At 65.9% G+C, this 13,486-nt stretch carries 13 protein-coding genes; 4 read left to right on the top strand and 9 right to left on the bottom strand.

The window, feature by feature from the left end:
- Positions 1-68: 68 nt before the first annotated feature.
- The 3 genes from AC1DS0_RS13625 (at position 69) to AC1DS0_RS13615 (ending at position 2,798) form a co-directional block, all read left to right on the top strand.
- Positions 69-479 carry a rhodanese-like domain-containing protein gene (locus AC1DS0_RS13625; protein ID WP_476814873.1) on the top strand — a complete coding sequence of 137 codons (411 nt, stop codon included), beginning with the start codon at positions 69-71 and terminating at the stop codon, positions 477-479.
- Positions 480-488: 9 nt separating this feature from the next.
- Positions 489-662, top strand: a complete 174-nt coding sequence (locus AC1DS0_RS13620) for a hypothetical protein (protein ID WP_476814872.1) — start codon at positions 489-491, stop codon at positions 660-662.
- Between the two features lie 339 nt (positions 663-1,001).
- Complete coding sequence (locus tag AC1DS0_RS13615) at positions 1,002-2,798, top strand: ABC transporter ATP-binding protein (RefSeq protein WP_476814871.1); 1,797 nt, start codon at positions 1,002-1,004, stop codon at positions 2,796-2,798.
- A gap of 34 nt (positions 2,799-2,832) precedes the next feature.
- Here AC1DS0_RS13615 and AC1DS0_RS13610 read toward each other — a convergent pair whose 3' ends face one another.
- From AC1DS0_RS13610 to AC1DS0_RS13590, 5 genes are all read right to left on the bottom strand, one after another.
- Complete coding sequence (locus AC1DS0_RS13610; RefSeq protein WP_476814870.1) at positions 2,833-3,210, bottom strand: hypothetical protein; 378 nt, start codon at positions 3,208-3,210, stop codon at positions 2,833-2,835.
- 100 nt (positions 3,211-3,310) lie between these two features.
- Complete coding sequence (locus tag AC1DS0_RS13605; RefSeq protein ID WP_476814869.1) at positions 3,311-3,817, bottom strand: hypothetical protein; 507 nt, start codon at positions 3,815-3,817, stop codon at positions 3,311-3,313.
- Positions 3,818-3,960: 143 nt separating this feature from the next.
- A complete protein-coding gene (locus AC1DS0_RS13600; RefSeq protein WP_476814868.1) occupies positions 3,961-4,509 on the bottom strand; it encodes a gamma-glutamylcyclotransferase family protein in 549 nt (182 codons plus the stop codon).
- Positions 4,510-4,695: 186 nt separating this feature from the next.
- Complete coding sequence (locus tag AC1DS0_RS13595) at positions 4,696-5,868, bottom strand: isovaleryl-CoA dehydrogenase (protein ID WP_476814867.1); 1,173 nt, start codon at positions 5,866-5,868, stop codon at positions 4,696-4,698.
- Between the two features lie 145 nt (positions 5,869-6,013).
- Positions 6,014-6,979, bottom strand: coding sequence for a LysR family transcriptional regulator (locus tag AC1DS0_RS13590; protein WP_476814866.1), 966 nt, complete (start codon positions 6,977-6,979; stop codon positions 6,014-6,016).
- Between the two features lie 29 nt (positions 6,980-7,008).
- Between AC1DS0_RS13590 and AC1DS0_RS13585 the strand changes: the two genes are divergently transcribed.
- On the top strand, positions 7,009-8,298 hold the full coding sequence (locus AC1DS0_RS13585) for a cytochrome P450 (RefSeq protein WP_476814865.1): 1,290 nt from the start codon (positions 7,009-7,011) through the stop codon (positions 8,296-8,298).
- A gap of 89 nt (positions 8,299-8,387) precedes the next feature.
- On the opposite strand, the gene AC1DS0_RS13580 is transcribed toward AC1DS0_RS13585, so the two are convergent.
- The 4 genes from AC1DS0_RS13580 to AC1DS0_RS13565 all read right to left on the bottom strand — a co-directional run bounded on the left by AC1DS0_RS13580 (position 8,388) and on the right by AC1DS0_RS13565 (position 13,392).
- Positions 8,388-9,401, bottom strand: coding sequence for a CorA family divalent cation transporter (locus AC1DS0_RS13580; protein WP_476814864.1), 1,014 nt, complete (start codon positions 9,399-9,401; stop codon positions 8,388-8,390).
- A gap of 129 nt (positions 9,402-9,530) precedes the next feature.
- Complete coding sequence (locus tag AC1DS0_RS13575; protein ID WP_476814863.1) at positions 9,531-10,541, bottom strand: CorA family divalent cation transporter; 1,011 nt, start codon at positions 10,539-10,541, stop codon at positions 9,531-9,533.
- Between the two features lie 80 nt (positions 10,542-10,621).
- Positions 10,622-12,250: an inorganic phosphate transporter gene (locus AC1DS0_RS13570; RefSeq protein ID WP_476814862.1), complete on the bottom strand. Its 1,629-nt coding sequence runs from the start codon at positions 12,248-12,250 to the stop codon at positions 10,622-10,624.
- Between the two features lie 188 nt (positions 12,251-12,438).
- Positions 12,439-13,392, bottom strand: a complete 954-nt coding sequence (locus AC1DS0_RS13565) for a glycoside hydrolase family 25 protein (RefSeq protein ID WP_476814861.1) — start codon at positions 13,390-13,392, stop codon at positions 12,439-12,441.
- Positions 13,393-13,486: the final 94 nt, after the last annotated feature.

The raw sequence follows: 13,486 nt of genomic DNA, 5'->3' as shown, positions 1-13,486 counted from the left end.
GCAAGCCTGTCGATTGACGCCAGCCGTCACAGCCGCCACTTTGCCGGCCTCGTGAGGGGAGGCCGGCCATGCCGCAGACGATCACCAAGGGCTACAAGGCGCTGCTGGCCGAGGCGGAAGCCGCTGTGAAGACGCTCTCGGTCGACGAGGCGAAGGGCCTGGTCGGGCGGGGCGACGTTGTCTTCGTCGACCTGCGCGATCCGCGCGAGCTCGAGCGGGAAGGGCGCATGCCTGGCGCCTTCCATTGCCCGCGCGGCATGCTGGAGTTCTGGATCGATCCGGAAAGCCCCTATGCCAAGCCGGTCTTCCAGGAGGACAAGCAGTTCGTCTTCTTCTGCGCCGGTGGCTGGCGCTCGGCGCTGGCGGCGAAGACGGCACAGGATATGGGGCTGAAGCCGGTCGCGCATGTCGCCGGCGGCTTCGGCGCCTGGAAGAAGGCCGGCGCGCCGTTCGATGCGCCCGAGCCGAAGCAAGGCTGAGCTCGCCGCTTGTCTCATTTCGTCATCGTTTTTCTCGTCATTTGCTTCGTCTTCCGCAAGCCGCTCGGCCGCCTGCTGGCGAAGCAATTCCCTGACCGGGGCAAGCGCCAGCGCGTGCTCGGCACGGTCATCGCGGCGTTCCTGCTGGTGATCGGGATGAGGCTGCTGGCGCTGTTCTGGTAGGCACGAATACCGCCCGCGCGTCGCCAAACATCATGACCGCATTGCGAAATCCGACCGGTTTCCATTGCAACCACCCCATGCATTGGGCGCGGCTTGCACAATAAGCGGGCATGCGGCATGTTGCCGGCCTTGGCTCCAACTCAGGAAAGGGAGGGCTGAATGGAATTCGCAACCATCGTCGCTCCCGCCACGCGGTCCCGCCGCCACTAGGTCGGATCAGCACGAGGCCCGCCTCCTAGGCGGCTCGAGCCAACATTTCCAATCGCGTTTTCTGAAGCGACGGCCCTTGTCGCGCTTCGCCTGAATTTGGAGCCGGTCTCGCAGAGACCGGATGCTTTCATGTCTCTTTCTCCCAAGAACGAGCGGCAGGAGCCGTTCCGGGCCGTTCTCGGCTTCACTTTTTCACATTGGGGCCGCCAACGCTGGCGCGTCGCCGGCGTGGTCTTCACCGTGATGGCGGCGACAGCAGCCGACCTGTTCATGCCGCTCTATGCGGGACGGCTGGTCGATGCGGTCGCCGGCGAGAAGGCGAGCGGGCTTGAGGCCGCGCTCGTTGCGCTCGCCATGATGATCGCGCTCGGGGCGGGCACGGTGTTCTTCCGGCACCTGTCCTTCATCGGCATCACCGCGATGACGCTGCGCACCATGGGCGACGTAGCACGCGAAGCCTTCGCGCGTCTGCAGCGCTTCTCGACCGACTGGCACGCCAATAACTTTGCCGGCTCGACAGTGCGCAAGATCACGCGCGGCATGTGGGCGCTCGACCTGCTCACGGACACGATCGTGATCGCGCTGCTGCCGTCATTGATCGTGCTGCTCGGCACGACGGTGCTGCTGGCCTGGCACTGGCCGGCGATGGGCGCGGTCGTCTTTGCCGGCGCAGTGATCTACTGCGCCGTGACGATGGCGCTGTCGCTGCGCTTCGTCGCGCCGGCGGCGACGCTCGCAAATAGCTGGGACACAAAGCTGGGCGGCGCGCTGGCCGACTCGATCTCGTGCAACCCGGTGGTCAAGGCCTTCGGCGCCGAGGCTCGCGAGGACAGCCGCCTCTCGGGCGTGCTGGCGAAATGGGCGGGGCGGACGCGGCGGACCTGGGTGCGCGGGACCTGGTCGGGTACGGCGCAGCAGGTCGTGCTGCTGGCCCTGCGTGCCGCGGTGATCGGCCTGGTGATCTGGCTCTGGGCCAATGGCCAGGCCTCGCCCGGCGACGTCGCCTTCGTGCTGACCAGCTATGCCGTCGTGCATGGCTATCTGCGCGATGTCGGCCAGCACGTGCACAACCTCCAGCGTTCGGTGAACGACATGGAGGAGCTGGTGGCGATGCACTCGCTGCCCTTCGGCGTGCCGGATCGTCAGGGATCGACGGCGATGGACGTGACCGCCGGCGAGATCGCCTTCGAGCGGGTGACCTTCCACTATGGAGGTCACATCGAGCCGCTCTATCGCGATTTCTCGCTGACGATCAAAGCGGGCGAGAAGGTCGGCCTGGTCGGGCGGTCCGGCTCCGGCAAGACCACCTTCGTCAAGCTGGTGCAGCGTCTCTATGACGTCACCGACGGACGCATCGCCATCGACGGGCGCGACATCGCCTCGGCGACGCAGGCTTCCCTGCGTGCGCAGATCGCGATCGTGCAGCAGGAGCCGGTGCTGTTCCACCGCTCGCTGGCGGAGAACATCGCCTATGGCCGGCCCGGCGCAAGCATGGCGCAGATCGAACAGGCGGCGATGCTCGCCAATGCGCATGAGTTCATCATGCGCCTGCCGAAGGGCTACGGCACGCTCGTCGGCGAGCGCGGCGTCAAGCTCTCGGGCGGCGAGCGGCAGAGGGTGGCGCTGGCGCGCGCCTTCCTGGCCGACGCGCCGATCCTGATCCTGGACGAGGCGACCTCGAGCCTCGATTCGGAATCGGAGGCGCTGATCCAGGAGGCGATGGAGCGGCTGATGGAAGGCCGCACCACCATCGTCATCGCCCACCGGCTCTCGACGGTGCGCGCCATGGACCGCATCCTGGTCTTCGACCGCGGCAAGGTCGTGGAAGAGGGCCGGCATGAGACGCTGCTGACCCATGACGGCGGTATCTACCGGGCGCTGTTCGAGAAGCAGGTCAGCGAGCTGGCCAAGGGGCTGGTGGCGTAAGGCCACCAGTTGCACCCCTGAATAGGGAAATGCCCTAGCTGTCCGGCTGGCAACAGCCGGACAGCAGGCCATCCTTGTACCAGACCGAGATCGTCATCGGCCTGTCCTCGTCGCTGTTGGTCGCCGAGCAGGCCTCGTGGCCGATGACGGCGCGGATCTCGGCCTTCAGCCCGAAGGTGACGCCGGCGATCAGCGTCGTGTTGCGGCTCTGCTGCAGGCTGAAGGGGGACATGGTGGCTTCGCCGTCGCCATCGGAGAAACGGGCCTTGCCGTCGGTCCCGAGCTTCAGGCTCCAATAGGGCTCGTCGCCCCCGCAGGTCAGCGGCGGGGCCGGGGTTTCCGGCGAGCGGGCGACTGCCATCCCGGGCATGGCAAGGAACAGCAGGACAGCAGCAGCAAGGACGAGCTTCATCGATCTTGCTCCTGAAGAGAGGCAATCAGGCTGCTACGAAACAGCGCCTTGCGCCGCCATCCTCGCAGGATTGCGGCGCAAAAGCTGGTGGAGGGTCGGCTCAGGCGGCCTGCGGCTCCTCCTGGCGACGGCGCCCGAGCAGGAAAAACAGTGTCGAGCCGACGATGCCGATGGCGCCGGCTCCGGCGCCGACATAGATCATCTCGCTGTCCTGGTCGGCCTGCTTGTCGGCATCGTCCGCGATGATCACGGCGTCCTTGCCGGGCTCGTCCGGGAGATACTTGATCTTCAACGTGTCGACGGTGAGCTTGTCGTTGCTGATGATGCGATTGGCGAACTGGTTGGAGACCGAAATCTTCTCGGCGCTACGGTCCTTGCCGGCCGAATCCTTCCAGGCGAGGTCGACGCTGTAGCTGGTGCCGCCGCGACGGCGCTTGGTGCGGGTCGCGCCCTCGACCGAGGCCTGCGCCTCGATGCCCTTCGCCGCGATCGTTCTGACGCGTTCGCCATCCTGCCAACTGAAGAAGGCGAGGACGGGCCCGCCGATCGCTGCGATCAGCAGCAGCCATTTGATCTTGCCGGTGATCCAGCCGACGATTCCGCTCATTGGGGCCTCCATCGAGACAGTTCGGGAAAGGAGCCCGGAAGCTTTCCGGACGCCTCCCGCCTGTCCCGGCCAGCGCGATTTTCGCAGGTGGGGGGCCTCGCGCATGGCGTGCATGCGCCAGCGTCGATCTTTCGAGACTCGAACTATTCCGATGCTTTGCCGGCGCGGATCGCCGACCTTGGCGCTGCGGCGCGCGGCCTGACGCCGGCGACCGGGCCGGCCGGCAGCGGCTCGCTCATGTCCGGATTAAACGGCTTCCCGTCCTGAATCGGCTTGCTCAGAAAGCGATTCATCGCGGCGAGGTAAGGCTCTGGCAAAGCCCAGCTTCTGGCGCTGACGATGACGCTTTCGAGATAGCCCGGGCGAGGGCGGCCGACCTGCGCGCTGCGCCCGACATAGATCAGCGCGCGCTTGGCGCCGCCCTCGACCACGACCGGCTGGTTGATCTTGATGTAGAGGCCGCTCGCCAGCTCCTCGAACTTGTCGAGCGTGCGGATGTCGCCGAGCGCGCAATCCCAGAGCACGCCGTGGACGCTCTCGCGCGGATCGCGGATCACCGAGGCATAGCCGTCGGTGGTGATGATGAAGCGATGGCGTGGCAGGCGTGCGAGGCCGAGCGGCGTCGAGCGCGGGCAGCGCTCGCGCATCGCGGCGACATCCATGTTGGCGCCATAGGCAAAGTAGAGGGGCATGAGCGACGCAACGATCTATCGGGGCGGATTTCCTTCTCCCCTAGGGGGAGAAGCTGTCTGCGTAGCAGACGGATGAGGGCGGTTCGACCGTTGAGACGGAAATTGGCCGAGGGCATCCTTCCCTCATCCGTCAGCGCTTCGCGCTGCCACCTTCTCCCCCGAGGGGAGAAGGGAGGGTGTAGCGCCTCACTTCGTCTTGTTGAACAATTCCCGCCCGATCAGCATCCGGCGGATCTCGCTCGTCCCCGCGCCGATCTCGTAGAGCTTGGCGTCCCTGAGGAGCCGCCCGGTCGGGTAGTCGTTGATGTAGCCGTTGCCGCCGAGCAGCTGGATCGCGTCGAGGGCGAGCTGCGTCGCCTTCTCAGCGGCGATCAGGATGGCGCCGGCGGCGTCCTCGCGGGTGGTCTCGGCCCGGTCGCAGGCCTTGGCGACGGCGTAGACATAGGCCTTGCACGAGTTCATCGCGACATACATGTCGGCGACCTTGCCCTGGACGAGCTGGAACTCGCCGATCGACTGGCCGAACTGCTTGCGCTCGTGGATATAGGGCAGGACGATGTCCATCGCCGCCTGCATGATGCCGAGCGGGCCGGCCGAGAGCACGACGCGCTCATAATCGAGCCCGCTCATCAGCACGTTGACGCCGCGGCCGACGGAGCCGAGCACGTTCTCCTCCGGAACCTCGCACTCCTCGAAGACGAGCTCGCAGGTGTCGGAGCCGCGCATGCCGAGCTTGTCGAGCTTCTGATGGGTCGAGAAACCCTTCATGCCCTTCTCGATCAGGAAGGCGGTGATGCCCTTCGGGCCAGCCTCCGGATCGGTCTTGGCGTAGACCACCAGCGTCTCGGCGATCGGGCCGTTGGTGATCCACATCTTGTTGCCGGTCAGGACATAGCGGTCGCCCTTCCTGACCGCCTTGGTCTTCATCGAGACGACGTCCGAGCCCGAGCCCGGCTCGGACATGGCGAGCGCGCCGACATGCTCGCCCGAGATCAGCTTGGGCAGGTATTTGCGCTTCTGCGCCTCGTTGCCGTTGCGGGCGATCTGGTTGACGCAGAGATTGGAATGGGCGCCGTAGCTGAGGCCGACCGAGGCCGAGGCGCGCGAGACCTCCTCGATCGCGACGCAATGCTCGAGATAGCCGAGGCCGGCGCCGCCATACTCCTCCGGGACGGTGATGCCGTGCAGGCCGAGCGCTCCCATCTCCGGCCAGAGATCGCGCGGGAACTGGTTGGTCCTGTCAATCTCCTCGGCGCGCGGGGCGATCCTCTCCTGCGCGAAGGCATGGACGGTGTCACGGATCGCGTCGGCGGTTTCGCCGAGGTCGAAATTGAAGGGGCGGGGCGCGTTGGCGAGCATGATGTCCTCCCGGCTCGGATGAGGCCTTTGCCCGGTTATAGCGCGGTTGGCTTCCGAGTCAGCGGGCATGCACTGCTAGATGGTTCTGCGCCGATGCCCAGGCACGACGAAGGACGCGGAGGAGGGCAATGTGAGCCGACTGGCTTCACGGGGGCAGCCGAGCAATCTGCGGTGGTCGATTCGCGTCCCGCACAGTCGAACGGTTGACGAGGCCTGCCTCGGTTCTGAGGAGCGACAGCAGATTGAGCGTGGCGGGACTGAGATAGCCGCCTCGGCGGATGACGGCATAGACGGGATTGGCCACCTTGAGGTCTGCGATCACGATGGTGGCCAGCGAACCGGTGCGCAGCTCTTCCTCGATCGCGCTTTCCGGCAAGAGCGCGAGGCCAAGGCCAGCCTCGACCAATCGCTTCATCGCGTTGAGACTGTCCACCGGCGTCCAGCGGATCTCGCCGATCCCGCATGCCTGAAACTGCGCGAATATGTTGTCCGCGAAACTTTCGCGCAGATCGTATGCGTTGCGGAAGGCGAACCAGCGCTCGTCGCGCAAGGCAGACATCGACGCCAGGCCTTTAGCGGCGAAGGGATGTTCGGGGGCACATGCGACGGCCATGGTTTCCGACGCGATGTGCTCGCAGACGAGATCGGGCGCGACATCGAGAAGATAGCGCAGTCCGATCATGGCTTCGCCACGCCTCACCAGCTCGCTGACTTCGGCGCTCGTGGCGGTGCTGATCGACAGATCGATTCCAGGGTGATCGGCTGTGAAGCGTTTCAGCACGGCGGTGAGGTTCGATCCAGCAAGCGTGCCAACGGTGACGAGCGCGACACGGCCGGCAGCGCCCGTGCGCATCGCCTCGATCGCGCTCTGCGCATCGTGCAGAGCGGCCAGCACGCGTTCGGCATGAGGCAGTAGCACTCCGCCTGCCTCACTGAGCACCACGCCACCTGCGGCTCGCTCGAATACCGGCACGCCGAGTTCACCTTCCAGCAGCGCGATGCGCCGGCTGATCGCAGGTTGAGAGCGGCCGAGAATTTCAGCGGCGCGGGAAAACCCGTTGGCATGATGGATGGTGACAAAGGTCTCGAGGGCTTCGCTGTCCATATTCATGCAAAAAGCTGATCGCTATTAGAGATACTATGACTTCGACAGATGCTCGTGCAAGCCGCATTGATGGAGATGACGAAGGCGACGAGGCGCGAACCGGATGGTGCCCAGAGATGCAGGTGATGACTTCGCCAGACGGTGATCCCGCCCATGTTCGCGAGGCGCCGTCCCATCCGGACCCATACCCTTACTATTCCCGACTCGCGCGAGAGCGGCCGTTCTTCCGAGACGAGATCAATGGCTGGTGGGTGGCTGCGAGCGCCGCTTCCGTCGCCGGGGTCCTGGCCAGTGCGGTCTGTCTCACCCGCCCTTTGAATGGGCCGATCCCAGAGGCGCTACGCGGCGGCGCCGCAGCCGAAATTTTCGGGCGGCTCGTGCGGCTGCGCGACGATGAGGCCCGCGGCAAACTCAAGGATGCGGTCGCGGGCGCCTTGGCCAGCATCGACCTTCGTCAGGTCGCTGATATTGCGCGGAGGCGCGCGGCTGAGCTCTACAGCGAGCTTGGGCCGGCCCGCGACAAATCCTGGATCGCGCAGTTCATGTTCGCGCTGCCGGTGCAGGTCATCGCTCACCTGCTCGGTATCCCCCAGAGACACTACGGCGACGTGATGGGTTGGCTCGGGGATTATGGCGCCGCCGCAGCGGCTGCCGGAACCGGAATCCCGGCAGCGACAACCGAGATGATCGCGCGCGGGCATCTGGGCGCGAAGGCGCTGCTGGACCTTGTCGGCGGGCTCGGGAGCGACCCCAACCGGCGCGGACCGCTCTTCGATGGGCTGACTCGGGAGGCGACGCGCCTCGGATGCGACGACAAGGATGTGATCGTCAACGCTGTCGGTTACATGATCCAGGGCTATGCCGGGACCGCGTCGCTGATCGGGTCGACCCTTCTGGCGCTCGCGCGAGATCCGGCGTTGTGTGCAAAGGTCGACGCCGACAGGACCTTGTTGCGTCCGCTCGTTGGGGAGGTGGCGCGGCACGACACCGTGACCAGCAGTACTTTTCGCTTCATGGCGCGTGACGGCGAGATCGCTGGTCACAAGCTACGCCAGGGGGAGATGATCATCGTCCTGCTGGCGGCGGCCAACCGCGATCCCGCGCTCAATCCCGATCCCGATCGGCTCGACATTGCGCGGGCAGACCGGAAATCCTTCGAATTCGGCGCCGGCGCTCACGCCTGCCCAGCAGACAAGGCCGCCTCGCTGCTCGTCGAGATCGCAGTAGACCATCTGCTGACCTGGCGCGTGCCTCTCAACGATCTCGAGGCATCGTTGACCTATGCCGCGTCCGGACATGTCCGCACGCCCTTGTTCAAGGGTTGAGGAGAGATTGTGTCCGCTACTGGCGCGGAGCCGCCGCTTACGTGCCACGCCTAAGCACATCGCGTACGCCGCTTCACCAGCCGATAGCCCTACCGCCCGATCACCCCACGACGGCGCAGCAGGAACAGGGTCAGCAGCGAAGCGCCGAGGCAGGCGAGGGTGACGAAGCCGGCGCCAAGGTCCCATTCCACCCAGGGCAGCCCCTTCACATTGATGCCGAACAGGCCGGTGATGAAGGTCGCCGGCAGGAAGAGCGCCGTCAGGATCGAGAGCGTGTAGAGCTGCCGGTTGGTCTGGTTGGCCGAGCGCACGGCGATCTCGTCCTGGAGCAGGCGGGCGCGGTCCTGCACCGACTGGATGTCCTGGCGCAGCGTGTCGACCCGCAGCAGCAGGCGCAGCGCTGCCGCCCGCACCGTCTCAGGTGCCGAGCGCCCCGACGGTGTCTCGGCGAAGCGGCGGAACAGCAGGTGCAGGCCGGCGAGCTGGCGGTGCAGTTGCACGGCGGTGCGGCGGACGGAGCCGACGCGCTGCGGCCCATCCTCCAGCCTGTCGAGCAGGATCTGGTCCTCGATGCTGTCGGTCTCGTCGGAGAGGCGCACGACAGCGTCGGTGACGTCGTCGATCAGATATTCGATGAGATGCTCGAACAGTTCGGCCGGAGAGCCGATCTGCTCGCCGGCATTGAGCGCCTCGACCGCCTTGCGGACCGATTGCAGTGCCTCGCGCCGCCCGGTCAGCAGGAAGCGTTCGCCGACAGCCCAGGCGAGCGTGCCGACATTATCGGTGCGGTCGACGATGTCGCGGGTCAGGTCATGGGCGATGCCCCAGACCAGGCTGGCGGTATGGTCGAGCCGCTGATGCGTCTCGCGCGAGAGCAGGAGCTCGCGCGCCGCGGATGGCAATTCCTTGCGCTCGTCGATCCAGGCCTGGGCCCTGGTGTGGACGAGGTCGAGATGCAGCCAGACGAAGCCGTCTTCCGGCGCCAGCGTCGGCACTTCGTCGCGCGGTATGAGCGTCGGCGTACCATCCGCAGTGAAGCGATAGGCCCAGACGATGCCGGTCTGCGAGTGGAGGTCAGGCATCCGGGATGTGCGTCCGTCCATGCGCGACCTCGTGCCGGGAATCCTGCCGCTGTCCAGCCGGGCGAGGGCACGCCGCCGAGCGCGCTTGGCCGCTTATCGCCTTGGGCCGCTTTTCGCAACCGCACAAGATCGGGGCTAGGGCAGGGTGGTTCACGTGACGATGCCGCGGCGCTTGAGGAGCAGCAGCGTCAGCAGCGCGCAGGCTAGGCACACCAGCAGGACGTAAGCAAAGCCGTTGGTGGTGTCGTCCCAGGGCACACCCTTGGCGTTGACGCCGAACATGCCGGTGATGAAGGTCGCCGGCAGGAACAGGGCGGTCAGGATCGAGAGGAAGTGGAGCTGGCGGCTGGATTCGGTCGCTGTCGCGGCAGCCGCTTCCTCCTGCAGCAGACGGGTGCGCTCGTGCAGGGCCTGGACGTCGTGGCGCAAGGTATCGATGCGCTGCAGCAGCCGCATGGCCACGCTCTTGACCGTGGCGGGCGCGGTCGGACCGATCTCGGCTTCGGCGAAGCGGCGGAACAGGAGATGCAGCCCGCTGACATGGCGGTGCAGCCGCACGACGGAGCGGCGCATGGCGCCGATACGCTGCGGGCTGTCGCTGGCACGGTTGGCCAGCACCTGATCCTCGAGCGTGTCGATCTCGTCGGTCAGCTGGAGCACGGCGGCGGCGATGTCCTGGATAATGAAGGCGACGATGCGCTCGAACAGGGCGATCGGGCTGTCGATGCGCTCGCCCTTCTGCAGCGCCTCCGCCATCTGGCTGATCGATTGCAGGGGCTCGCGCCGGCCGGTGACGAGAAAGCGCTCGCCGATCACCCAGCGCAGCGGATTGACATGGTGCGAGGCGCCGCTGGCGTTGAGGCCGACATCATGCGTCACGCCCCAGACGAGATCGGCGGAGTGATCGAGGCATTGATGCTGATCGTGGCTGATCAGGAGATCGCCTGCGGGCGCCGGGATGACGGGCTCGGCTGCGATCCAGCCGCGGGCGCGCTCGTCGACGAGGTCGAGATGCACCCAGACCAAGCCCGCCTCGCCGGCAAGATCGGGCATTTCGTCCCGCTCGATCAGGATGGCGGGACTGCCCGGTTCGAAACGGAAGGCCCAGAGAATGCCGCGCTGGGACTGGATATCGGTCGGTGAGAGGTGCGCGATGTTCATCGAGATTGGCGCCATCCGCGCGAAATCGAGACAAGGTCGTCGGCGGCGCGGGGGGGCCGCGCCGCCGAGTTGAGCGGGCTTTAGAAGACCTGGCGCAACAGCACGAACAGGGTGCCGGAGATCAGGATGGCGCAGGGCAGGGTGAGCACCCAGGCCATCAGCATGTTGCGCACCGTCGACATCTGCAGGCCAGACTTGTTGGCCGCCATGGTGCCGGCGACGCCGGAGGAAAGGATGTGCGTGGTCGAGACCGGCAGGCCGTAAATGTCGGCGGCTGCGATCGTGCCGGCGGCGACGAGCTCGGCCGAGGCGCCTTGCGCATAAGTCAGGTGCTGCTTGCCGATCTTTTCGCCGACTGTGACGACGATGCGCTTCCAGCCGACCATGGTGCCGAGTCCGAGCGCCAGCGCGACCACGACCTTGACCCAGAACGGGATGAACTTGGTCGCGTCGTCGAGCGAGGTCTTGTAGGCGGTCATCACCTTGAGGTCGTCGGCGGAGAAGATCTTCTCCTCCTTCTTGTCGGCCTTGAAGATGAAGCGCAGCGCCTCGGAGGCGAGATACATGTCATTGCGGGCGTTGGCGACGGTGGTGGCCGGGAACTTCGAGGGATGGCCGTAGGTCTCGATCGTCTTGACGATCTCCTTGTTCAGGGCCGAGAGCGCCGGGAAGGTCGAGTCGTCGATCTTCCGCTCGGAGACATAACGGGTCACGTTCTGGCGCGGGTCGCCGATGATGGCGTAGCCCAGCGCCTTCTGGTCGATGACGGCGCTGGCGGCGATTGCGGTCTTGCGGAAATTATCGAGATCGCCGGCTGGAATGGCGCGGTTCAGCGCATAGGCGGTGGGCGCGCAGCCGATCAGGATCAGCATGATCAGGCCCATGCCCTTCTGGCCGTCATTCGAGCCATGGGCGAAGGAAACGCCGGTGCAGGTCGCGATCAGGATGCCGCGGATCCAGAGCGGCGGCGGCTTGTTGCCCTTGGGCTCGGCATAGAGCTCGGGATTGCGCACCATCAGCTTGAGCGTCAGGAAGACCAGCGCCGCGGCAATGAAGCCGAAGAGCGGCGAGATCAGCAGCGACCAGCCGATCTCGGTCGCCTTGGTCCAGTCGACGCCGGAGGTCCCGCTCGCACTGTTGTAGAGCTGGTTGGCGAGGCCGACACCGATGATCGAGCCGATCAGCGTATGTGAGGAGGAGGCTGGCAGGCCGAGCGCCCAGGTGCCGAGATTCCAGATGATCGCGGCGATCAGCAGCGCGAAGACCATGGCGAAACCGGCACCGGAGCCGACATTCAGGATGAGTTCGACCGGCAGCAGCGAAATGATGCCGAAGGCGACGGCGCCGGACGCCATCATCACGCCGAGGAAGTTGAAGACGCCCGACCAGACGACTGCGACACTGGCCGGCATCGCGTTGGTGTAGATCACCGTCGCGACAGCGTTGGCGGTGTCATGGAAGCCGTTGACGAACTCGAAGCCGAGCGCGATCAGCATGGCCACGCCGAGCAGGGCGAAGGGCAGCCAGGTCGTCGCCGGCATGCCGGTACCGCTGATGTCCTGGTAGAGCGAATAGCACATATAACCGAGGCCGACCGTCATCACGGCGGCGAAGATCAGGCCGGCGATCGCGCCCTGCGGTGCATCGAGCTTCGGTTTTCCGGCTCCCGGCTTGAGATCCTGACCTTGGTCCAGCGTAACGGTGCTCATCGCGACGTCCCCACAACTCCGTTGAGATGCGCGGAAGCTGAGCGGTGTTGCCGACAGTCTGATGACGATCGAGCGTATTGTCGCGATTGCGAAAGGTCACTGCGCAAGCTGAGAAAGTTTAGTCTTACGACTTTAGTCTAATAAATGGCGTGCCAGGGAGCGATTCCTTGCGGCTCGGCTCGGTTTCGTCAGTCCTCGTCGCGATTTGCCAGCGAACCTGTCGTAGCGACGTCGCGGGATGCGGTGCGCGGAATCTTGCCGGGCGGCAGGAATTTCAGCGGTGTGCCGCCGGCCGCCTTCGGCGTCCTCAGGCCGGCCGGCGTGGCCGGTGGCTTGGGCGTGGTCGCGACCTTGGGCTCGCCGCCGCGCCATTTGCGCGCGCCGATGTCATAGCGCCCGTCGCGCCAGGCGGCGAATTCATGCTCGCTGCCGAAAAAGGCGTTGCGGTCGACGTCGCCGCCGATGCCGGGGACGCGGCCAGTGGTGGTGAACTGCCAGAACTCCCACTGCTTGCGCTCATAGCGATGGTGCAGCGGGGCGGCGGTCGAGCGCAGCCAATAGGGATGGTCGTTGAACTCACCTTCCAGCACGTCCTCGTGGAAGGTGATGTCGGTATAGATGATCGGCTTCTTGCCGGTGTGCTCCTGCAGCCCTTTCAGCATCTCGCGGATCTTGGCGAGTGCCTTCTCGCGCGGAATCTTCTTGCCGCATCTGGCGGATTCGCCGTTCCACTCGACGTCGAGGACTGGCGGCAGGGCGTCGGGATCGCGCGGGATGTGGCGCTTGAACCAGCGGATCTGATCCTTCGCAGGCCGGCACCAGTAGACGAAGTGATAGGCGCCGCGCGGTACGCCTGCTTTCTTGGCCTCGGCCCAGTTCTTCCTGAACATCGGGTCGAGATGGTCGCCGCCCTCGGTCGCCTTGATGAAGGCGAAGCGCGTGCCGGCATCCTTGACCTTCTGCCAGTCGATATCGTCCTGCCAGCGCGAGACGTCGATGCCCTGGATGACGCGGCGTCGCGCATCGCGCACGCCGGCATGGGGGTCGGAATCGCTCTTCTTCGGATAAAGCGCGAGCGCCGGCTCGGCGCCGAACAGGCCGAGCAAGGCGCAGATCGCCAGCTGGCCGGCAGATTTCGCCATGCGCCGCGCTTCTGGTCTGGTCTCAGCGCGGGGCGCCATGCTTGTCTCCTCTTCGCAGAAAAGGATAGGCGAGGGGCGGGTTAAGAGGTGGTTA

Source organism: Allobosea sp. P4_H5 (assembly GCF_056400825.1).
This window is presented reverse-complemented; position numbering and strand designations above follow the sequence as displayed.

Bases quoted from the DNA above. Each gene is read 5' to 3' on its own strand.
- AC1DS0_RS13590 (WP_476814866.1), bottom strand. From the start codon at position 6,979: ATGAATATGGACAGCGAAGCCCTCGAGACCTTTGTCACCATCCATCAT.
- AC1DS0_RS13615 (WP_476814871.1), top strand. From the start codon at position 1,002: ATGTCTCTTTCTCCCAAGAACGAGCGGCAGGAGCCGTTCCGGGCCGTT.
- AC1DS0_RS13585 (WP_476814865.1), top strand. From the start codon at position 7,009: ATGACTTCGACAGATGCTCGTGCAAGCCGCATTGATGGAGATGACGAA.
- AC1DS0_RS13625 (WP_476814873.1), top strand. From the start codon at position 69: ATGCCGCAGACGATCACCAAGGGCTACAAGGCGCTGCTGGCCGAGGCG.
- AC1DS0_RS13600 (WP_476814868.1), bottom strand. From the start codon at position 4,509: ATGCCCCTCTACTTTGCCTATGGCGCCAACATGGATGTCGCCGCGATG.
- AC1DS0_RS13575 (WP_476814863.1), bottom strand. From the start codon at position 10,541: ATGAACATCGCGCACCTCTCACCGACCGATATCCAGTCCCAGCGCGGC.
- AC1DS0_RS13610 (WP_476814870.1), bottom strand. From the start codon at position 3,210: ATGAAGCTCGTCCTTGCTGCTGCTGTCCTGCTGTTCCTTGCCATGCCC.
- AC1DS0_RS13605 (WP_476814869.1), bottom strand. From the start codon at position 3,817: ATGAGCGGAATCGTCGGCTGGATCACCGGCAAGATCAAATGGCTGCTG.
- AC1DS0_RS13595 (WP_476814867.1), bottom strand. From the start codon at position 5,868: ATGCTCGCCAACGCGCCCCGCCCCTTCAATTTCGACCTCGGCGAAACC.
- AC1DS0_RS13565 (WP_476814861.1), bottom strand. From the start codon at position 13,392: ATGGCGAAATCTGCCGGCCAGCTGGCGATCTGCGCCTTGCTCGGCCTG.
- AC1DS0_RS13580 (WP_476814864.1), bottom strand. From the start codon at position 9,401: ATGGACGGACGCACATCCCGGATGCCTGACCTCCACTCGCAGACCGGC.
- AC1DS0_RS13570 (WP_476814862.1), bottom strand. From the start codon at position 12,250: ATGAGCACCGTTACGCTGGACCAAGGTCAGGATCTCAAGCCGGGAGCC.